Raw genomic sequence first — 19,705 nt, 5'->3', positions numbered from 1 at the left:
AGATTGCTTGGGGTTATATGGTCAAGTGAAGAAGCGCATACGGTGGATGCCTTGGCAGTCAGAGGCGATGAAAGACGTGGTAGCCTGCGAAAAGCTTCGGGGAGTCGGCAAACAGACTTTGATCCGGAGATGTCTGAATGGGGGAACCCACCTAACATAAGTTAGGTATCTTAAGCTGAATACATAGGCTTAAGAAGCGAACCAGGGGAACTGAAACATCTAAGTACCCTGAGGAAAAGAAATCAACCGAGATTCCCTTAGTAGTGGCGAGCGAACGGGGACTAGCCCTTAAGTGGCTTTGAGATTAGCGGAACGCTCTGGAAAGTGCGGCCATAGTGGGTGATAGCCCTGTACGCGAAAATCTCTTGGTCATGAAATCGAGTAGGACGGAGCACGAGAAACTTTGTCTGAATATGGGGGGACCATCCTCCAAGGCTAAATACTACTGACTGACCGATAGTGAACTAGTACCGTGAGGGAAAGGCGAAAAGAACCCCGGAGAGGGGAGTGAAATAGATCCTGAAACCGTATGCGTACAAGCAGTGGGAGCCCACTTTGTTGGGTGACTGCGTACCTTTTGTATAATGGGTCAGCGACTTATTTTCAGTGGCGAGCTTAACCGAATAGGGGAGGCGTAGCGAAAGCGAGTCTTAATAGGGCGTCTAGTCGCTGGGAATAGACCCGAAACCGGGCGATCTATCCATGGGCAGGTTGAAGGTTGGGTAACACTAACTGGAGGACCGAACCGACTACCGTTGAAAAGTTAGCGGATGACCTGTGGATCGGAGTGAAAGGCTAATCAAGCTCGGAGATAGCTGGTTCTCCTCGAAAGCTATTTAGGTAGCGCCTCATGTATCACTGTAGGGGGTAGAGCACTGTTTCGGCTAGGGGGTCATCCCGACTTACCAAACCGATGCAAACTCCGAATACCTACAAGTGCCGAGCATGGGAGACACACGGCGGGTGCTAACGTCCGTCGTGAAAAGGGAAACAACCCAGACCGTCAGCTAAGGTCCCAAAGTTATGGTTAAGTGGGAAACGATGTGGGAAGGCTTAGACAGCTAGGAGGTTGGCTTAGAAGCAGCCACCCTTTAAAGAAAGCGTAATAGCTCACTAGTCGAGTCGGCCTGCGCGGAAGATGTAACGGGGCTCAAACCATACACCGAAGCTACGGGTATCACTTAGGTGATGCGGTAGAGGAGCGTTCTGTAAGCCTGTGAAGGTGAGTTGAGAAGCTTGCTGGAGGTATCAGAAGTGCGAATGCTGACATGAGTAACGACAATGGGTGTGAAAAACACCCACGCCGAAAGACCAAGGTTTCCTGCGCAACGTTAATCGACGCAGGGTTAGTCGGTCCCTAAGGCGAGGCTGAAAAGCGTAGTCGATGGAAAACAGGTTAATATTCCTGTACTTCTGGTTATTGCGATGGAGGGACGGAGAAGGCTAGGCCAGCTTGGCGTTGGTTGTCCAAGTTTAAGGTGGTAGGCTGGAATCTTAGGTAAATCCGGGATTCTAAGGCCGAGAGCTGATGACGAGTGTTCTTTTAGAACACGAAGTGGTTGATGCCATGCTTCCAAGAAAAGCTTCTAAGCTTCAGGTAACCAGGAACCGTACCCCAAACCGACACAGGTGGTTGGGTAGAGAATACCAAGGCGCTTGAGAGAACTCGGGTGAAGGAACTAGGCAAAATGGCACCGTAACTTCGGGAGAAGGTGCGCCGGTGAGGGTGAAGGACTTGCTCCGTAAGCTCATGCCGGTCGAAGATACCAGGCCGCTGCGACTGTTTATTAAAAACACAGCACTCTGCAAACACGAAAGTGGACGTATAGGGTGTGACGCCTGCCCGGTGCCGGAAGGTTAATTGATGGGGTTAGCTAACGCGAAGCTCTTGATCGAAGCCCCGGTAAACGGCGGCCGTAACTATAACGGTCCTAAGGTAGCGAAATTCCTTGTCGGGTAAGTTCCGACCTGCACGAATGGCGTAACGATGGCGGCGCTGTCTCCACCCGAGACTCAGTGAAATTGAAATCGCTGTGAAGATGCAGTGTATCCGCGGCTAGACGGAAAGACCCCGTGAACCTTTACTATAGCTTTGCACTGGACTTTGAATTTGCTTGTGTAGGATAGGTGGGAGGCTTTGAAGCGTGGACGCCAGTTCGCGTGGAGCCAACCTTGAAATACCACCCTGGCAACTTTGAGGTTCTAACTCAGGTCCGTTATCCGGATCGAGGACAGTGTATGGTGGGTAGTTTGACTGGGGCGGTCTCCTCCTAAAGAGTAACGGAGGAGTACGAAGGTGCGCTCAGACCGGTCGGAAATCGGTCGTAGAGTATAAAGGCAAAAGCGCGCTTGACTGCGAGACAGACACGTCGAGCAGGTACGAAAGTAGGTCTTAGTGATCCGGTGGTTCTGTATGGAAGGGCCATCGCTCAACGGATAAAAGGTACTCCGGGGATAACAGGCTGATACCGCCCAAGAGTTCATATCGACGGCGGTGTTTGGCACCTCGATGTCGGCTCATCACATCCTGGGGCTGAAGCCGGTCCCAAGGGTATGGCTGTTCGCCATTTAAAGTGGTACGCGAGCTGGGTTTAGAACGTCGTGAGACAGTTCGGTCCCTATCTGCCGTGGACGTTTGAGATTTGAGAGGGGCTGCTCCTAGTACGAGAGGACCGGAGTGGACGAACCTCTGGTGTTCCGGTTGTCACGCCAGTGGCATTGCCGGGTAGCTATGTTCGGAATAGATAACCGCTGAAAGCATCTAAGCGGGAAACTAGCCTCAAGATGAGATCTCACTGGGACCTTGAGTCCCCTGAAGGGCCGTCGAAGACTACGACGTTGATAGGTTGGGTGTGTAAGCGCTGTGAGGCGTTGAGCTAACCAATACTAATTGCCCGTGAGGCTTGACCATATAACACCCAAGCAATTTGTTGGCCTGAAAGGGCACCAGATTGCGGTGTGTGAAGACGAAACGAACCGAAAGTTCGAGAAACAAACACACAAACTATCGCATACCCATTCGCTGGAGCGTGAACCTGCAAAGGCCCACGACCTGGCTCCCGAATTTCTTGACGACCATAGAGCATTGGAACCACCTGATCCCATCCCGAACTCAGCAGTGAAACGATGCATCGCCGATGGTAGTGTGGGGTTTCCCCATGTGAGAGTAGGTCATCGTCAAGATTAAATTCCGAAACCCCTATCTGCGTATGCAGGTAGGGGTTTTGTTTTGCCTGCAGGAAAAGCACGATCCCAGTGCCGCACAAATTTGCACAGTTATTTTTGATCCATGACACTAGAATAGATCCAACTTTTTCGGAGCCAGAGCCTTTATGCCAGATCCGGTTGACGCCTCCGGGCTGTCAGAATTACCGCTGGACAACTTGGTGGCGTGCCATGAGTGTGACTTGCTGATGCGCAAGCCCGAGCTCTCCCGTGGCGAGAAAGCCCTGTGCCCGCGCTGTGGTTACGAGCTCTACGCCCATAGGCACAATGTCGTGCAGCGCAGTCTCGCATTGGTTATCGCCGCACTGTTGTTGTATATCCCGGCGAACTTTTTACCCATCATGCAGCTCCATCTACTCGGGCAGTCGTCGCATGACACGGTCTGGAGTGGTGTTGTTGGCCTGTTCAATACCGGCATGCAAGGCGTAGCCGTGGTGGTGTTTCTCTGCAGTATGGGAGTTCCGCTGCTCAAGCTGCTCTGCCAACTGGTTGTACTGCTGAGTATTCGTTTTGATATCGGACGCAGTTACGGCTTGCTGCTCTATCGCATTTATCACCACTTACGCGATTGGGGGATGCTCGAGGTCTACCTTATGGGCGTGCTGGTGGCGATCGTGAAACTGGCAGATATGGCAGCCATTACCGTCGGCCTCGGCCTGGCGTGCTTTATCGGTTTGTTGTTGGTCCAGGTCGGTTTGGAGGTCGTGATGTCGCCTCATCAGATCTGGCAGGCTTTATCAGGAGAGGATGCCCATGCGGGCGATTGATGCAGGCATTCTGATTTGTGCCGAATGCCATGAATTGAACAAGCAGGAAGCCGATACCGACGAGCAGGTCTGTACCCGTTGTGGTGCACTGGTTCACGCGCGTCGCCCGAACAGTGTGAAACGTACCTGGGCGCTGTTGGTAACCGCCGCGATTCTCTACATCCCGGCCAACGTGCTACCGATCATGACCGTCAGTTCACTGGGGCAGGGCGATCCCAGCACCATCATGTCCGGTGTTATCCAATTGGTTCAGCACGGCATGATTCCTATCGCCGCCGTGGTTTTTATCGCCAGTATCCTGGTACCAACGTTCAAGTTGGTGGGCATCGCACTGCTGCTGTTTTCCGTGCAGCGCCACCAGCCACTTTCGGCTCGACAACGTATTTGGATGTACCGCTTCATTGAGTTCATCGGTCGCTGGTCGATGCTCGATATCTTTGTGATCGCCATCCTGGTGGCAGTTGTGAATTTCGGACGGCTTGCCAGCGTCGAAGCCAATCTTGGCGCCATCGCTTTCGCCAGTGTGGTGATTTTGACGATGCTTGCCGCAGTTACTTTCGATCCCCGACTGATTTGGGATAACACGGAGTCGGACGACGACCATGACTGATTTGCCTACAGCGAAAACCCGACCGGCCTCGAACTGGTCTGCAATCTGGGTGTTGCCCCTTATCGCCTTGATCATCGGTGGCTGGTTAGGCTGGCGTGCCTACACCGAGACGGGCATCGAGATTCAAGTGCGTTTCGAAAGCGGTGAAGGCATTCAAGCCAACAAGACCGAAGTCGTCTACAAAGGCATGTCGGTCGGTAAGGTGAAAACCCTGAAGCTCGACGACGAAGGCAGCTCCAAAGGCGTAATTGCTACCGTCGAGATGAACAAGGACGTGGAGCAATACCTGCGGACCAGCACCCGTTTCTGGCTGGTCAAGCCGAGCGTTACCCTGGCCGGTATCACCGGGCTGGAGACGCTGGTCTCGGGGAACTACGTTGCGATCAGTCCTGGTGAAGGTGAGCCGACTCGCAAGTTCAAGGCCCTGGCCGAAGAGCCGCCGCTGTCGGACGCCCAGCCAGGTTTGCACCTGACCATCAAGGCTGATCGTCTGGGGTCGCTCAATCGCGGCAGCCCGGTGTTCTACAAGCAGATCAGGGTCGGCCAGATCAAAAGCTACCTGCTGTCCGAAGACCAAAGCACGGTTGAACTCAAAGTCTTCATCGAGCCGACCTACGCCAAACTGGTGCGCAAACACACACGCTTCTGGAACGCCAGCGGCATCAGCATCGACGCCAATCTGTCGGGTGTGAAAGTGCGCAGTGAGTCCCTGGCTAGCATTGTTGCTGGCGGTATTGCGTTTGCCACGCCGGAGAACCGCAAGGACAGCCCGCCCACCGATCCAAGCCTGCCATTCCGTCTCTATGAAGATTTCGATGCTGCCGCTGCCGGTATCCGGGTCAAGGTCAAACTCAGCGATTTCGAGGGCCTGCAGGCCGGTCGTACGCCAGTGATGTACAAAGGCATCCAGGTCGGCACGCTGAAAGCGCTGAAGATTGATCCGGATCTGTCCGGCGCCAGCGCTGAGTTGACCCTTGATCCATTGGCCGAGGATTACCTGGTCGAAGGGACTCAGTTCTGGGTGGTCAAACCGTCGATCTCCCTCGCCGGGATCACCGGCCTGGAAGCCCTGGTCAAAGGTAACTACATCGCCGTGCGTCCTGGCGACAAAGGCGCCGCGCCGCAGCGCGAGTTCGTGGCGCGGCCCAAGGCGCCGCCGCTGGACCTGCGTTCGCCGGGCCTGCACCTGGTGTTGTTCACCGAGAACCTCGGTTCACTGGAAGTCGGCAGCCCGATTCTCTACAAGCAGGTCAAGGTGGGTTCGGTACAGAGTTATCAGTTCTCCCGCACCAAAAAGCAGTTGGTGATCGGAGTACACATCGAGAAGGAATACGAAGATCTGGTCAACGCCTCGACGCGGTTCTGGAATGCCAGTGGCGTCACGCTGACGGGTGGATTGACCGGCGGTATCCAGGTCAAAAGTGAATCATTGCAAAGCCTGATGGCCGGCGGCATTGCGTTCGAAACCCCGCAGGCCAAGGCGCCCCTGCAAAAACGGATACCCCGTTTCCGCCTGCACGCGAACCATGAAGACGCGCAGCAAAAAGGAGCGGTAGTCACCATCAAGGTTGATCGCGCCGATGGCTTGCGCAGCGGCACGCCGATTCGATTCAAGGGACTGGATGTCGGCAAGATTGAAGACGTCGACCTGAGTGACGATCTGCAATCGGTGCTGCTGACGGCGCGAATCACCGAAGTGCCGGAGCGTATCGCACGGGTGGGCAGTCAGTTCTGGGTGGTCAAGCCTGAGCTGGGTCTGATCAAGACGTCCAACCTTGAAACCCTGGTCACCGGGCAATACATCGAAGTGCAACCGGCAGCGAAAAACCTCGGTCCACAGAAGAACTTCGTGGCCCTCGCCAATCCACCGGAAACGGCCAAATCCGAAGCCGGTTTGAGCCTGGTGTTGAGCGCGGCTCGCCGTGGTTCGCTGAAAACCGGTGTGCCGGTGACGTATCGCGAAATCACCGTAGGAAAGGTGACGGGCTATGAACTGGGCCAGACTGCGGACCGTGTGTTGGTGCACATCCTGATCGAACCAAAGTACGCGCCGCTGGTGCGTAGCGGCACTCGATTCTGGAACTCCAGTGGTTTTGGTTTTGACTACGGCTTGTTCAAGGGCGCGACGATGCGTACCGAATCGCTGGAGACGCTGATTCAGGGCGGCATCGCTTTTGCCACGCCGGACGGGGACCGCATGGGCAGCCCGGCGCGAGCGGAGCAGACGTTCCCGCTGTTCGACAAATTTGAGGATGAATGGCTGACCTGGGCGCCGAAGATTTCGATCGGCAAGTAGCAGGCGGTTAAATGGGTGTCTGTGAGGGCCCCTTCGCGGGCAAGCCCGCTCCCACAGTGGTCAGCGTCGTTTACAGATTTTGTGTACGACACAGATTAATGGTGGGAGCGGGCTTGCTCGCGAAAGGGCCCTCAAATTCACTGAAGCCGCAAGAATGAACCCGCAATAAAAAGGCCGCGATCCATTGGATCGCGGCCTTTTTTTTATCGGCTTCGATTAACCCGTCAAACCGCGTCCAACTCAGGCTCGTCAGCTTGTACGTTAACGGTCGGCTTCACTTCATCGTGGCGACGGATGTACTTCCAGTCCGCCTCGTCGATGTAGATACCGTTCGGCCCGCTGCCACCTTCCAGGTCGATGGCGACACTGGCGCAAACCTGTGGTTTCACACTCGCCAGGATCGGTACGAAGCCCAGTTGGAGACTGGTTTCCAACAGCGCTGCCTGGTTCTTCTCATCGATATCCGCCGCTTCGTCGAGGTAGTACGGCAGGCGCACGCGACCGGCCTGATCGCGGTCCATCAAGTGCAGCAACAAGTACATGTTGGTCAGCGCCTTGATGGTCATGGTGGTGCCGTTGGACGCCGCGCCGTCGATGTCGGTGTGAATCACCGGCGATCCGTTGACCTTGGTGATTTCGAACGCCAATTCGAACAAGTCCTTGAGGCCGAGCTGGTTGTGGTTTGCCGCCACCAGGCGCGCCAGGTATTCCTTGGCTTCTTCGTTCTTGTTGTCCTGATCGGCGCTTTGGCTCAAGTCGAAAACGGAGAGGGTTTCGCCTTCTTCGTATTGGCCGGCGCTGTGGATGATCTGGTCGATGTGCTTGAGCGCTTCCTTGTTCGGCGCGAGGACGATGCGAAAGCTCTGCAGGTTGGAGACCTGGCGCTTGTTGATCTCGCGGTTGAACAGCGCCAGTTGATGCTCGAGGCTGTCGTAGTCGCTACGGATGTTACGCAGGGTCCGGGCGATGTCAGTGACCGCCGCACGACGGGCCTTGCCCAGCGTCAGGGCTTCGTCGGTGCGGTGCGCGTAAGCGTTGATCAACAGTTGCAGGCGACGCTCCATATCGTCTTCGCTGTCGAACTTGGCCACGCCCTTGAGGCGAACCTGGGCGTACAGCGCTTCGATCTGACCGTCGCTGCGCAGCAAACCTTGCCAGCTGTCCTGATAGTCGTTGAGCAGCGGCAACAGGTTATCCATGGAATCGTCGATCGGGTCCATGAACGGCGTGCCGAATGGCAGGTCTGCGGGCAACAGCTGACGGCGGCGCAGGGCGTCGTCGAGGGTGCGTTGCTTGGCTTCCATGTCGCCGATCTGCCGACCGACCAGTTGCAGCTTGGCTGACAGCTGCTGGACGCGTTCGGTGAAGGCATCGCTGGAACGCTTCAGTTCGTCTTGCGCGGCTTCCATTTGCGCCAATTGCTCAAGCTTGTCGCCTTCCTCGGCGCTCAGGGTTTGTGCGCGACGGAAATCTTCCAGGGCTTTCTGCGCGTCCAGCACTTGTTGGTACAGCGCTTCGGTCTGGGTCTTGCTGGCCGCGCGGTCGGCGGCCACGGCAGCTTGAGTTTTCAGTTGCTTGAGTTCTTTTTCCAGACGCTCTTTCTGATCGCGCAATGCCGCACGGTCGGCCAGGGCTTGCAGTGCTGGAGGCTCGATGTGCGAGATGTCGATGGACAGGCCCGGCACTTCGAAGCGCTCGCCCTTGAAGCCGTCGAGAATCAGCTCCATGGATTTGACCCACTGACCGTCCTCGTCCAGCGTAATGCCGTGTTCGCCCAACGGCAGGCTGAACAACGCGCTGTTGAACAGGCGCATCAGGCGCTCGACATCCTGTTGCGAGAACTCCTCGCGCAGACGGGCGTAGCTGTTGTTGTCGGCGTGATCGAGTTGTTGCTTCACCGACTTCAGGCGTTTTTCCAGATCCCGCTGGCGCTCCTCCAGGTCTTCGGCGCTGAATTGCCGGGACTGAGCCAGCGCACCGGCCAGTTCATCGTGCGCATCCTTGGCCGCGAGCAGTTGTTGCTCCAGAACCTTGACGTCATCGACCAGCGCAAAGCGATGCTTGAGCACCGACAATTCGCCGAGCCAGCGCTGGATGCCGCTGATTTCCCGTTCCAGGCGCATCAGTTCCTGAGTGCCGCCGCGTTGATCGTTTTGCAGGGCGTCCTGCTCGTTGCGGTAATGCTCGGCCTGAATCGTCAGCTCTTCCTTGCGGGCACTGGCGTAGTCCGACCAGGTGCCGAGCAGGGAGTCGAGCAGCGGCGAGATGCGGTGGAGTTTGCCGCGCAGAATGTTGCGCTGGGCAACCCCGGAGGCCAGCGCTTCAACCAATGGACCCGCCGTGACCAGCGAGTTGTAGTCCTGCTCCATCCGTCGTACATCGCGGAACGCTTCTTCGCACGCGGCGATGTAATCCACGCTGCCGGAACGCAGGCTGTGTTCGAACGCATCGAGGAACAATTGTTTGAGCTTGGCCGCGGTGATTTCGCGCATGTGCAGCAAGTTGATGAACAGGGCACGGAAGGTTTTCAGGCTCTGTTCGCTAGTGGAACGCAGCGGGATCAGCGTCAGGTCCAGCGGGATCGAGGTGTGGCCGCCCACCAGCAAACGACGCAGTTCATCCGGCTTGAGTTCGTAGGCTTTCAGGCCTTCGCGCTCGAGGTTGGTGAACAGCTCTTTCTGCCGCAGGCAGGTGTCGTTCTTCTGGTAATGGGCCAGGTCGAGCTTGCCGGCGTAGGCAAAGAACTGGTGACCGAAACCGCCGCCAGGGCCGCGACCGACCACGCCGATCACGTGCGGACCGTGAGGCAGCGAGACTTCCACCAGGATGTAACTGGTGTCCGAAGCGAAGTAGAAACGTCGGGATTGTTCCAGGCTGTACTTGCCGAAACTCATGTCCGACATGCGCGCCAGGATCGGGAACTGCAAGGCGTTGATCGAGGCGGATTTACCGAGGTTGTTCGCGCCGTAGACCGACAGCGGCTCTTCCAGCGGAAACAAGCCGAGGCTATAACCAGCGGTGTTCAAAAGGGCAAAGCGGCGAATGCCGTAGCGTTCCTTGCTCATGCGTCGGTCTCCTGTTCTTCGGCAATGGCGCGGGCCAGGGCGTCTTCTTCGCTATCTTCAGCGAAGTCACTCAAGTCGAGCGGGTCATCGGTTTCCAACAGTTTTTCATCGCTGTCGTCATCGATCAGCACCGGCGCCGGCAATGGCAGCACGCTGTGCAGGCTGGCCGCCAAGTCGCGGTCCTGCTGGACCGACAAGCAGACGTCGAGGAAACGGTGCATCGGTGGCAGGAAACGGTAGACACCGTTTTCTTCACCAGCGAAACCGAGCTGGGTCATGCGGCGCATGATTTTTTCTTCGAGTTCTTCCTGGGTCTGCACTTCGGCCTGGATGAACAGGTCGCGGTACTTTTCCAGCAACGACGGCAGTTCGTCGCGACCGAGGCTGCCGCCGTCGAGTACGGCGACCGGGTCGCGGCCCTGATCCGCCAGATGCTCGACGAGGATGAAAGTGAACAGCGCCAGGCGTTGCGCGGTTTTGTTCACTGCCGCAGCGGCGAGGTCCGGCACGAAATAGTAGAAACCACGGGTGTCGCACACCAGCTCAAAGCCCAACGCCTTGAACAGCGTGCGGTATTGGTCCTGGAAGTTCGACAGTTGTGCGTACAGCTCGGGATCGCGGCGGCTGACGTGGTAGCCCTTGAACAGCTCGCGAAAGATCGGCGCCAGCTGGGACAGTTCGGATAGATCAAGATGCATGTGGGATGCTCGCAGAATCCTCGGCGGCGGTGTCGCCGGCCGAGAGCAGGGCGAAGGAGCGCAGGCTGACCTGATGCTCGTGAGTGTGGTAATCGCGGCGTTCCAGACGCTCGCGTTTGAAGCGTTTTTCCCGCGACAGACGCGAGAACCAATAAAGCAATTCGTCGGTGGCGCCGTCCGGTTCCTGCTCCAGCAACCAGGTCATCAGGTCCGGCATCGGCAGGGCGTCTTCGCAGCGTTCGAGCATTTCCCGAACCGTGCGTGGCGCGCGCGGTGCTTCGCCTTTCTGCGTCTTGTGGGCTTTGGGGAAACGCGCCGGTTTCGGCTCGAAACGGGCCAGGGCGTACACGTAGGCTTCGACCTGACTGGCGCTGCCGAGAAAGGTGCTTTGCGGGCGGGTGAACATCGGCATCGCCGCTTGCGGCACGGCATCGATGCCTTTGCGTCGAATGGCCGCCAGGGCCAGTGCCGCGCCACGGGTTACTGCGTTGTGCCGGCGCGCTTCTTCACGCAGCGGCAACAGCAGTTCCCGGGCATGACGCAAGGTCAATTGGGCGCTGGTTTGCATTTCGAGGATGCGCGCGTGGGTGCGCAGCAGCATGTCGTCGTCGACCAAGTGGCCGAGGCGTTGCTGCTCGGTGAGCATTTTCAGCAGGACGTTTTCGACCTTGCGTACACCTTGTTCGAAGGCGCCGTCAGCGTTCACCAACTGAATCATCGGCTCGACGTATTCGTCCCAGGTCGCCAGCACTTCGGCATAACGCTGACGCAGCGGAATCTGCCGGTCGCTGGTCTTGGCGCGCTCGGCAACGGCCACCAGGGCTTGTTCGTCGTTCGCGAGTTTCTTCAATACGTCCCGTACGCGCATGTCGAGCAGGCGCAACTGGCGCGCCAGATCGTTGCCGTCGCGGATGTCGAACGCGTCCTGGATGTAACCGGCCAGGCGTTCGAGATGGCGCAGATAGGCTTCGATTTCCAGGCACAGGCCCAGACGGTGCTCACGGCGCAAATAGGCGAGGAAGTCGTGAATCTGCGCGTTGAGCTCGAAACGGTTCGGGCTTTTCGCCACGGGAACCAGAATATCGAGGCGAATCCACACGTCCAACAGGCTGGTGATGTCCTGGGGCGTGCTGTCCAGTTGCTGGGCGGCCAGTTGCGTGCGCAGTTCGTTGAGGCTCAAGGTGCCTTGGTCGAAGTGCTCGCACAGTGGCTCCAGAAGTGACCAGTGTTCAGCGAGGGCGCGCAAGACGCGCTTGGGTTCGATCATCGGAATGGCCGGCTGGTTGGCGATTAAAAGCCGCGATTGTACTGCATCGCAGGCGTGTCGATTCACTCTCGGGACGGGCTGTCTGCTTTCTATCGATCAACAGCGGGCGATCTTGAGCGAAGGGCGGTAGAATCACCGCACTTTAGTTATCCACAAGTGGCCGACCTTTGCTTATCGAGTCCCGTCGCCGCGCTTATTTGACCGCCATGCAGGTGGTCAACTGGCTGCCGCGCACCGAATTGCCCTTTGCTGCGCCCTCGCGCCCCGAACTGCTGGAGGTGCCCGAGCCGTTGGTCGTCGCCCCGGTTGCGCCGGCTCCAGTAGCGGAAGCGCCCGTGGAACCTGTGGTCAAACCGACCGTACGGGTGAAAATCGAGGTGCCGCGACCATCGTTGGCCAGCACGCGCACGAACGCCAAGGTCGAAGAAGAGGAGGCGCCGGTCGCGATCAAGGCGCCGATCGTGCCGCCACCGCGTTTTGCCCTGCAATTGCTGCGGGCCGGGCGTTGTCTGCTGCTGGTGGAGTTACCCACAGGCGAAACCTTCCAGACCCGCGATCCCGCTTATTTGCTGCTCAAGGACATGTTGCGCGCCGCCGGTCTGCCGGACAGCCCGCAAATCGTCGGTGAGCCGGTACGCTGGCCGCTGTTGGTCCGGGGCACCATGGACCAGGGGCCGGAAGCGGCTCGCGATTTCGTGCAAGGTTTCCTCTCGGCCCGCCTGGAAGACGCTCCGTGCGTCTGCCTGTGGCTGATCGGCCTGCCAGCCGTGCGTTTTGCCGGTGAGGCGAACGCCGAATCCTTCAACCGTGAACTCCAGGTCGAAGGCCTGGGCTCGGTCTGGGCCCTGCCGGGCCTGGAATTATTAATGGAAGAGCCACAGCGTAAGGCTGATGTCTGGCAAGCCATGCGTCGGCTGATGGCGCGCTGGAAAGAATCAAATGAGTGACGCTGTATCGTTCCGCCCGATGACCGAGGCGGACCTGGACGCTGTACTGAAAATCGAATACGCGGCCTACAGCCATCCCTGGACCCGAGGGATTTTTCTTGATGGGCTGGGCAAGTACCAGATCTGGCTGATGTTCGAAGGTCAGCAGCAGGTCGGGCACGGCGTGGTGCAGATCATTCTCGATGAGGCGCATCTGCTGAACATCACCGTCAAACCGGAAAATCAGGGCCGTGGCCTGGGTTTGACGCTGCTTGAGCATTTGATGTCGCGGGCTTATGAATCCAAGGCACGGGAATGTTTCCTGGAAGTACGCGACAGCAACCGTGGCGCGTTTAAGTTGTATGAGCGTTATGGGTTTAATGAAATTGGACGTCGACGGGATTACTACCCGGCGGTGGGTGGGCGCGAAGATGCGGTGGTCATGGCTTGCACCCTCGTCGACTGATCGGTTTTAAAAGCTTCGCGAGCAAGCCCGCTCCCACATTGGAACGGTGTCGAACACAAATAACGTGACCGACATAGATCCAATGTGGAGCGGGCTTGCTCGCGAAGGCTGCTTATCAGGCGCTAAAGAATCAACGATTACCGTCCATCGGATCGCGCCGCGCCAGTTCTTCCTCATCCAGCCCATTACCACCGCCAATGTCATCTTCATCGACAATGCTCAAATCCCAATCGGCCTGGCCACCTTCGCCCGCTTCATGGGCATCCCGGGCGCCGTCTTCGCGAATCAGGTTTTCGGGGCTCATGTCGTCGTCGGTGGATTCATGGTCATCGGTCGAGGCCCCGGTCATGCCGGCTTCACGCACGCGGTGCCGAGGCATCAGTTGTTCGCGTTCCTTCTCCGGTATCTCGTCGCCGATTTTGGCGCTCGGTTCTTCCTCGTCGAAATCCAGCTCATGCATTGATCCCATGCGGTCTTCATTGTCATCGACGGGCTCGGGTTGCACCGCATCGAAAGGACGTCGTGATTCAGTCATGGCAATTCCTCATACTGTGGGCCTTACTAGGGTGGACCCACTGTGCAGCTGAGAATTCCTCCGGCATGGAAACCGGGTGTCTGCATCTCGCGCGTGACCTCGACAGGCGGTTGTCTGTCATAGAAACGCATCAATCTCGAGGCTTCATTGCATGAACGAATTACAAGATCTGATCGATAACAACGAGCGCTGGGCTGACGCGATCACCAAAGAAGACCCTGACTTCTTCGCCAAACTCGCTCGTCAGCAAACGCCGGAATTCCTGTGGATCGGCTGCTCCGACGCCCGGGTGCCTGCGAACGAAATTGTTGGCATGCTGCCCGGCGACCTGTTCGTCCACCGCAATGTGGCCAACGTGGTGCTGCACACCGATCTTAATTGCCTGTCGGTGATTCAGTACGCGGTTGACGTGCTCAAGGTCAAACACATCCTCGTCACCGGCCATTATGGCTGCGGCGGTGTGCGGGCCTCGATGCAGGACCGGCAGTTGGGCCTGATCGACGGCTGGCTACGCTCGATTCGCGATCTCTACTATGAAAAACGTGAAGAGCTCGCCAAGTTGCCGACCGAAGAAGAACGGGTCGACCGCCTCTGCGAACTCAACGTGATCCAGCAAGTGGCCAACGTCGGGCACACCAGCATCGTGCAAAACGCCTGGCACCGCGGGCAGAGCCTGTCGGTTCACGGTTGCATCTATGGCATCAAGGACGGTCGCTGGAAAAGCCTGAATGCCACTATCAGCGGTTTCGAGCAACTGCCGCCGCAGTACCGTTTGCGACCGGTCGAGACGTTATAAAGGCTTTCAGTTGACACTTCGCCGGCGCCAGTGCTGCAAAAACAACTGGCCGTCGGCGTTCGGCGGTTCATCGTAACCGGTGATCCAGCCACGACAGTCGTATGAGCCGCACTGGCAGGCGAACTGACGTAGCAGTTTGTCTTCGGTGGCGGCGTAGTCCATCGTCAGTCGGTCGCCTTTTTGGATGTCCTTCAGCGCCCATAACCATAGCTCGCTCATGTCGAGGAACACGTTCGGGTCGCAGGAGTGACGCAGCAGCCCGCAGAAGATCGGGTCGTAGACATGGATGCCAGAGGCCATTTGCCTGCTATGTCGGCAACGATAAGGCAGCAGATGCCCCGAAGCCCGGCAGATTCGGCTGATCCGGGGAAATTCGCGCCGTGCCGCAACGGCCACCGCGCAGCCCTCGGCATTGGCGATGATCTCGAAGTCAGCCGCGGACGGAAATCCAAGGTGAACGGGCAGTTCTTTGAATGGATAAATACCATCCGGTGATTGCGCATGATGGCGGGGCTGGCCGTGGGCTTTCATAACGATCCTTGTCGGCTGGGGGCTGCGACCTCTGTCGGCTGACGATCCTGTCAGCCCTGCAGCACAGGGTGGCACTTCAAGATCTCGCAAATGAAACATTCGGTCTACTGTCAGATCTGACAGGAGAAAAGCGCGCTTTCCCGTGTAAGCCAGGGCTGACACGGGAAGCTATTCATCTTTCTTACAGTTGTGGAGCCGCGATCGCGGTCGCAGGCGCCGGGGCCTTGAGCTGTTTGAGTTGAGCCACGACCGGTGGCGTCGTGCACTTGGTCACGGCCTGTTCGGGCGTCAGGTTGCGGATCGAGGTGTAGAACAGTTCGCAGGTTTTTTCTTTCTGGGTCACTTGCCAGGTCTGGGTGCAGCTTTTCAGCTGAACTTGTGGGTCGGTGCCTGGCTTGCTACCCATGCCGGCCTGCCAGCACGCGGCGCTCAAATCCTGCCCCATGACTTTCAGGCCCGCCGCGTCGGCCTGGGCCAGGGGATCGTCGCCGGTGTAGCTTTCCGGATTGGCGGCGTACCAGATGTAACTCGGGTGGTTGGAGCCCAGCACCGGCACCTTCACCCCCGCACTCGGACTGATCGTGGCCAGCCCCAACACGTTCACGGTCGGCCCGTATTGCTGTTTGATCCAGTTTCGTACCGGTGAACCGAAGGCGACCATCGGTAACGCAGCGCCGCTGGCGTTCTGGCTGACTTCCTTGACCATGGTGGTCTGGTAGTCCTTGAAGTAGCCATAGACGCCTTCAAGATCCTTGCCGGCGCTGGCCGGCGCGGCAATCGGTGCAATGTCGATGATGGTCTGGTAACCCGGCGTCTGTTCGGTGGGTATTCCATTGACGGTGAGCAGCGTGGCCCAGCGATCCGTGGTGGCAGACCTCAGGTAATCCTGCGCCTGGGTCAACGAATAATCCGGCGGGAAGTGCAGCAATTCGACGCTTTTGCGGTTTTCCAGCGCCATGCCCAGTGGCAGGAACAGGTTCCAGCTATAGGCCCACTTGCCGTCGGTATTCAGTTTGGTGGCGCCGGTATAGGCCAGATCCCCAGCATCGAGCAACGCCGCCAGTGGTTTTTCATAACCATCGGGCACGCCAATGATTTCGGCGTAGAGCTGATCGTTATCGGTTTTCACCAGGACCTTCGCCGCGCTATAGCCATCGCGTTGCACGCTTTGGGTCAGGTAATGCTCGACGGTCTGCTCCAGCGTCCAGTTGCGAAAGCAAATCACATTGCAGTTGTTGGGGTAGGCGAACAGGCGGGTGACGCGTTCTGTGCTGCCCAGCTTCAGATCGACATCGGCGTGGGCGGCGGCACTCAGGGTGAGGGCGGCGAGGGTGAATCCTGCGAGTTTTAACATGCTCAGATCCTTTTCAGCGTGGTTCCCCAGGATAGGGTGGGCTTCATACTGGATCAGTAGTGGCGGACAAAGAAGTGGTGCGTCCGGTTTTTTGTGGAGTAGTCGGCGAAATTCAACGTTGAGACAAGTTGAATGGTCGTCCGCCGGCCTAATGTGGGAGCGAGCAAGCCCGCTCCCACACTGATCTATGGTGTTTTGAGGATCAGGGTTACGGCATCACTGGCGCCGTATACGTCAGCGTCGTCCCCAGCGCCCACAGCAACACCAGCACCAGCGGTGTGTGCACCAGCAGTTGTACGAACGAAAACCCGATCAAGTCCCGCGCCTTCAATCCCAGTACGCCCAGCAGCGGCAGCATGTAGAACGGGTTGATCAGGTTCGGCAGGGCTTCGGCGGCGTTGTAGATCTGCACGGCCCAGCCCAGGTGGTAGTTCAGGTCGTTGGCCACCTGCATCACGTACGGTGCTTCGATGATCCACTTGCCGCCACCGGACGGAATGAAGAAACCAAGGATGGCCGAGTACACGCCCATCAGCAGCGCATAGGTGTCGTGGGACGCGATGCTGACGAAAAAGGTCGAGATGTGGTGAGCCAGGGTCTGAGCGTCAGTGCCTTTGACGGTGGTCATCAGCGCCGCGATCGAGCCGTACAGCGGGAACTGGATCAGTACGCCGGTGGTGGTCGGCACTGCACGGCTTACCGCGTCCAGGAAACTGCGCGGGCGCCAGTGCAGCAGAGCGCCGAGCATGATGAACAGGAAGTTATAAGTGTTCAGCCCGGAAATCGCACTGATCGCCGGTTTGGTCGAAAACTCATGAAACAACCATCCGGCCGCCAGCAGCACCAGCAGAATCGTCAGCAGAGGGCTGTGTTCCAGCCATTCGCCGGGGCGGGTGCGCGGTTGCAGCGGCGGCAGGTTGAAACTCGGATCAACGCCGCAGGCCTCGGCATCACGGGCCGACTTCGGGCCGGGTGCGGTGGCGTAGGCAATGATCAGCGAGATCACGATCAGTGCCAGCAACATCACGCCGGACTGCCACAGAAAAATGGTTTGGGTAAACGGAATCACCCCGGTGATCGACAAAATCGACGGCGGCAGGCTGCCCGTGTTGGCCTGCAATTGCGCAGCGGACGACGACAGGCCCAGGGCCCACACCGCGCCGAGGCCCAGGTACGCCGCAGCACCGGCGGCGCGGTAATCCATTTTCAGATCGGTCCGACGCGCGAGGGCACGCACCAGCAAGCCGCCAAACACCAGCGACAAACCCCAGTTCAGCAGCGACGCGACCATGGAAATCAGCGCGACCCAGGCCACCGCTGAGCGACCGTTTTTCGGGATTCGCGCCAGACGGTCGATCAGTTTCACTGCGGGTGGCGAACTGGCGACCACATAACCGCCGATCACCACGAAGGCCATCTGCATAGTGAATGGAATCAGGCTCCAGAAGCCGTCACCGAAGGCCATGGCGGCATCGGTGGGTTTCGCGCCCATGACCATGGTGGCCACGGCAACGATGATCACTGCCAGCGCGGCAAACACCCAGGAGTCGGGGAACCAGCGTTCGGCAAAGCTTGAGCAGCGCAGGGCAAAGCGGGCGGAGCGGCTATCTTCGATATCAGCGGCCACGGGAGTACCTCGAATTTTTATGTTTTTTGTGGTCTTCAGGGCCGCACAGGCCCGTCTGGACAGCTGCCAACAGTAAATCAATCGATCTTTTTTTGTGACGAAGTTTTACGAGCATTGGACTTTGGTCTAACGGGTTGTCCGCTGACGCGTTTGCGTAGACCATGGGCGCCTTGGTTTTTTGCCTGTGCCAGAGTTCTTTTGATGACTGCCAATACCGATTCGCGCCCGGCGCCGTTCAACCGCTCGGACTACAAGACCCTGGGCCTTGCAGCCCTTGGCGGCGCCCTGGAAATCTACGACTTCATCATTTTCGTGTTTTTCGCGCTGACCCTCAGCCAGCTGTTTTTTCCACCGGAAATGCCCGAATGGCTGCGGCTGCTGCAAAGCTTCGGGATCTTCGCCACCGGCTACCTGGCGCGTCCCCTGGGCGGGATTCTGATGGCGCATTTCGCCGACCGGCTGGGTCGCAAGAAAGTCTTCAGCCTGAGTATCCTGATGATGGCGCTGCCGTGCCTGTTGATCGGCATCATGCCGACCTACGCACAGATCGGCTATTTCGCGCCGCTGCTGTTGTTGGCCCTGCGGATTCTTCAGGGGGCCGCCGTGGGCGGTGAAGTGCCGAGCGCCTGGGTGTTCGTCGCAGAACACGCGCCGGTCGGCCATCGCGGCTATGCCCTGGGCTTTTTGCAGGCGGGGCTGACCTTCGGCTATCTGATCGGTGCGTTGACGGCGACCTTTCTGGCGCAGGCGTTCACTCCGGCGGAAATCCTCGATTACGCCTGGCGTTACCCGTTCCTGCTGGGCGGCGTGTTTGGCGTGATCGGCGTCTGGCTGCGCCGCTGGCTCAGCGAAACCCCGGTGTTCATGGCCATGCAGGCCCGACGCGATGCCGCTGTTGAGCTGCCATTGCGCACGGTATTGCGCGAGCATCGCCTGGCCATGCTGCCGGCGATGATCCTCACCTGCGTGCTGACGTCGGCGGTGGTGGTTTTTGTGGTCATCACGCCGACCATGATGCAGAAAACCTTCGGCATGACCGCCAGCCACACCTTTGCCCTGAGTGCCTTGGGCATCGTCTTCCTCAATATCGGCTGCGTGCTTGCCGGGTTGCTGGTCGACCGCATTGGTGCCTGGCGCACGGTGATGCTGTACAGCCTGTTGCTGCCGCTGGGCATCGGCGTGCTCTACACCTGTCTGATCATTGGTGGTACCTGGATCGGTCTGGCATACGCCGTGGCCGGCCTTAGTTGCGGGGTGGTCGGTGCGGTGCCGTCGGTGATGGTCAGCCTGTTTCCGGCGCGGATCCGCGTCTCGGGGATTTCCTTCACTTACAACATTGCCTACGCCGCCTGGGCGAGTGTCACACCGCTGTTGCTGATCGGTCTGATGCCGTGGAGTCCGTGGATCTGTGTGATCTTCTGCGCCGTGATGGGGGCGGTGGGTGTGAGCAGCGCTGCTTATTTCGGCTCGCGGATGCCGCAAGTCGCCACGTGCCCGGCGGCTGGAGCGATGTGAGTGGGGCGGTGGGTGTGCTGCAACTAT

At 58.4% G+C, this 19,705-nt stretch carries 14 protein-coding genes and 2 rRNA genes; 9 read left to right on the top strand and 7 right to left on the bottom strand.

Translation table 11 applies throughout. The features are described from left to right. Window positions 1-19 precede the first annotated feature (19 nt). The 5 genes from ACA055_RS25240 to ACA055_RS25220 all read left to right on the top strand — a co-directional run bounded on the left by ACA055_RS25240 (window position 20) and on the right by ACA055_RS25220 (window position 6,898). Window positions 20-2,911: ribosomal RNA gene (locus ACA055_RS25240) — 23S ribosomal RNA — on the top strand. Between the two features lie 156 nt (window positions 2,912-3,067). Beyond that, window positions 3,068-3,183 (top strand): 5S ribosomal RNA (rrf, locus tag ACA055_RS25235). Between the two features lie 149 nt (window positions 3,184-3,332). Continuing rightward, window positions 3,333-3,992: a paraquat-inducible protein A gene (locus ACA055_RS25230; protein ID WP_497681083.1), complete on the top strand. Its 660-nt coding sequence runs from the start codon at window positions 3,333-3,335 to the stop codon at window positions 3,990-3,992. After that, window positions 3,979-4,602: a paraquat-inducible protein A gene (locus ACA055_RS25225; protein WP_497681082.1), complete on the top strand. Its 624-nt coding sequence runs from the start codon at window positions 3,979-3,981 to the stop codon at window positions 4,600-4,602. The genes ACA055_RS25230 and ACA055_RS25225 overlap by 14 nt, the downstream gene beginning before the upstream one ends. Further along, window positions 4,595-6,898 carry a PqiB family protein gene (locus tag ACA055_RS25220; protein ID WP_497681081.1) on the top strand — a complete coding sequence of 768 codons (2,304 nt, stop codon included), beginning with the start codon at window positions 4,595-4,597 and terminating at the stop codon, window positions 6,896-6,898. Before ACA055_RS25225 ends, ACA055_RS25220 begins: the two co-directional genes overlap by 8 nt. 224 nt (window positions 6,899-7,122) lie before the next feature. Here ACA055_RS25220 and mksF read toward each other — a convergent pair whose 3' ends face one another. From mksF to mksB, 3 genes are read right to left on the bottom strand one after another with little or no spacing between them, the layout of a single operon-like run. Then, complete coding sequence (gene mksF / locus ACA055_RS25215; RefSeq protein ID WP_497681080.1) at window positions 7,123-9,963, bottom strand: Mks condensin complex protein MksF; 2,841 nt, start codon at window positions 9,961-9,963, stop codon at window positions 7,123-7,125. Beyond that, window positions 9,960-10,661 carry an Mks condensin complex protein MksE gene (gene mksE, locus ACA055_RS25210; protein ID WP_497681079.1) on the bottom strand — a complete coding sequence of 234 codons (702 nt, stop codon included), beginning with the start codon at window positions 10,659-10,661 and terminating at the stop codon, window positions 9,960-9,962. Before mksE ends, mksF begins: the two co-directional genes overlap by 4 nt. Further along, window positions 10,651-11,928 carry an Mks condensin complex protein MksB gene (mksB, locus tag ACA055_RS25205; RefSeq protein WP_497681078.1) on the bottom strand — a complete coding sequence of 426 codons (1,278 nt, stop codon included), beginning with the start codon at window positions 11,926-11,928 and terminating at the stop codon, window positions 10,651-10,653. Before mksB ends, mksE begins: the two co-directional genes overlap by 11 nt. Before the next feature lie 206 nt (window positions 11,929-12,134). Between mksB and ACA055_RS25200 the strand changes: the two genes are divergently transcribed. After that, complete coding sequence (locus tag ACA055_RS25200; RefSeq protein WP_497684487.1) at window positions 12,135-12,875, top strand: P-loop NTPase family protein; 741 nt, start codon at window positions 12,135-12,137, stop codon at window positions 12,873-12,875. Next, window positions 12,868-13,320 (top strand): ribosomal protein S18-alanine N-acetyltransferase, encoded by a 453-nt coding sequence (rimI, locus tag ACA055_RS25195; protein ID WP_497681077.1) that lies wholly within the window; start codon window positions 12,868-12,870, stop codon window positions 13,318-13,320. Before ACA055_RS25200 ends, rimI begins: the two co-directional genes overlap by 8 nt. Before the next feature lie 130 nt (window positions 13,321-13,450). Here the strand turns inward: rimI and ACA055_RS25190 are convergent, their stop codons facing one another. Next, the gene (locus ACA055_RS25190; protein ID WP_497681076.1) at window positions 13,451-13,855 is read right to left on the bottom strand and encodes a serine kinase/phosphatase; all 405 of its coding nucleotides are present in this window, start codon (window positions 13,853-13,855) and stop codon (window positions 13,451-13,453) included. Window positions 13,856-14,006: 151 nt separating this feature from the next. On the opposite strand from ACA055_RS25190, the gene can reads away from it, so the two are divergent. Next, on the top strand, window positions 14,007-14,651 hold the full coding sequence (gene can / locus ACA055_RS25185; RefSeq protein WP_497681075.1) for a carbonate dehydratase: 645 nt from the start codon (window positions 14,007-14,009) through the stop codon (window positions 14,649-14,651). A gap of 6 nt (window positions 14,652-14,657) precedes the next feature. On the opposite strand, the gene ACA055_RS25180 is transcribed toward can, so the two are convergent. From ACA055_RS25180 to ACA055_RS25170, 3 genes are all read right to left on the bottom strand, one after another. After that, entirely contained in the window at window positions 14,658-15,182 is a 525-nt protein-coding gene (locus ACA055_RS25180) for an SET domain-containing protein-lysine N-methyltransferase (RefSeq protein WP_497681074.1), read from the bottom strand. Window positions 15,183-15,363: 181 nt separating this feature from the next. Further along, the gene (locus ACA055_RS25175) at window positions 15,364-16,536 is read right to left on the bottom strand and encodes a hypothetical protein (protein WP_497681073.1); all 1,173 of its coding nucleotides are present in this window, start codon (window positions 16,534-16,536) and stop codon (window positions 15,364-15,366) included. 208 nt (window positions 16,537-16,744) lie between these two features. Then, complete coding sequence (locus ACA055_RS25170; protein ID WP_497681072.1) at window positions 16,745-18,163, bottom strand: short-chain fatty acid transporter; 1,419 nt, start codon at window positions 18,161-18,163, stop codon at window positions 16,745-16,747. Between the two features lie 201 nt (window positions 18,164-18,364). Between ACA055_RS25170 and ACA055_RS25165 the strand changes: the two genes are divergently transcribed. Then, on the top strand, window positions 18,365-19,678 hold the full coding sequence (locus ACA055_RS25165) for an MFS transporter (protein ID WP_497681071.1): 1,314 nt from the start codon (window positions 18,365-18,367) through the stop codon (window positions 19,676-19,678). The last annotated feature ends 27 nt before the right edge of the window (window positions 19,679-19,705 follow it).

The sequence above is a fragment of the Pseudomonas sp. LBUM1657 genome, assembly GCF_059716075.1.
This window is presented reverse-complemented; position numbering and strand designations above follow the sequence as displayed.

What these genes read in the sequence shown, in the direction of transcription:
- ACA055_RS25230 (WP_497681083.1), top strand. Translation starts at nt 3,333, where the DNA reads ATGCCAGATCCGGTTGACGCCTCCGGGCTGTCAGAATTACCGCTGGAC.
- ACA055_RS25225 (WP_497681082.1), top strand. Translation starts at nt 3,979, where the DNA reads ATGCGGGCGATTGATGCAGGCATTCTGATTTGTGCCGAATGCCATGAA.
- ACA055_RS25220 (WP_497681081.1), top strand. Translation starts at nt 4,595, where the DNA reads ATGACTGATTTGCCTACAGCGAAAACCCGACCGGCCTCGAACTGGTCT.
- mksF (WP_497681080.1), bottom strand. Translation starts at nt 9,963, where the DNA reads ATGAGCAAGGAACGCTACGGCATTCGCCGCTTTGCCCTTTTGAACACC.
- mksE (WP_497681079.1), bottom strand. Translation starts at nt 10,661, where the DNA reads ATGCATCTTGATCTATCCGAACTGTCCCAGCTGGCGCCGATCTTTCGC.
- mksB (WP_497681078.1), bottom strand. Translation starts at nt 11,928, where the DNA reads ATGATCGAACCCAAGCGCGTCTTGCGCGCCCTCGCTGAACACTGGTCA.
- ACA055_RS25200 (WP_497684487.1), top strand. Translation starts at nt 12,135, where the DNA reads ATGCAGGTGGTCAACTGGCTGCCGCGCACCGAATTGCCCTTTGCTGCG.
- rimI (WP_497681077.1), top strand. Translation starts at nt 12,868, where the DNA reads ATGAGTGACGCTGTATCGTTCCGCCCGATGACCGAGGCGGACCTGGAC.
- ACA055_RS25190 (WP_497681076.1), bottom strand. Translation starts at nt 13,855, where the DNA reads ATGACTGAATCACGACGTCCTTTCGATGCGGTGCAACCCGAGCCCGTC.
- can (WP_497681075.1), top strand. Translation starts at nt 14,007, where the DNA reads ATGAACGAATTACAAGATCTGATCGATAACAACGAGCGCTGGGCTGAC.
- ACA055_RS25180 (WP_497681074.1), bottom strand. Translation starts at nt 15,182, where the DNA reads ATGAAAGCCCACGGCCAGCCCCGCCATCATGCGCAATCACCGGATGGT.
- ACA055_RS25175 (WP_497681073.1), bottom strand. Translation starts at nt 16,536, where the DNA reads ATGTTAAAACTCGCAGGATTCACCCTCGCCGCCCTCACCCTGAGTGCC.
- ACA055_RS25165 (WP_497681071.1), top strand. Translation starts at nt 18,365, where the DNA reads ATGACTGCCAATACCGATTCGCGCCCGGCGCCGTTCAACCGCTCGGAC.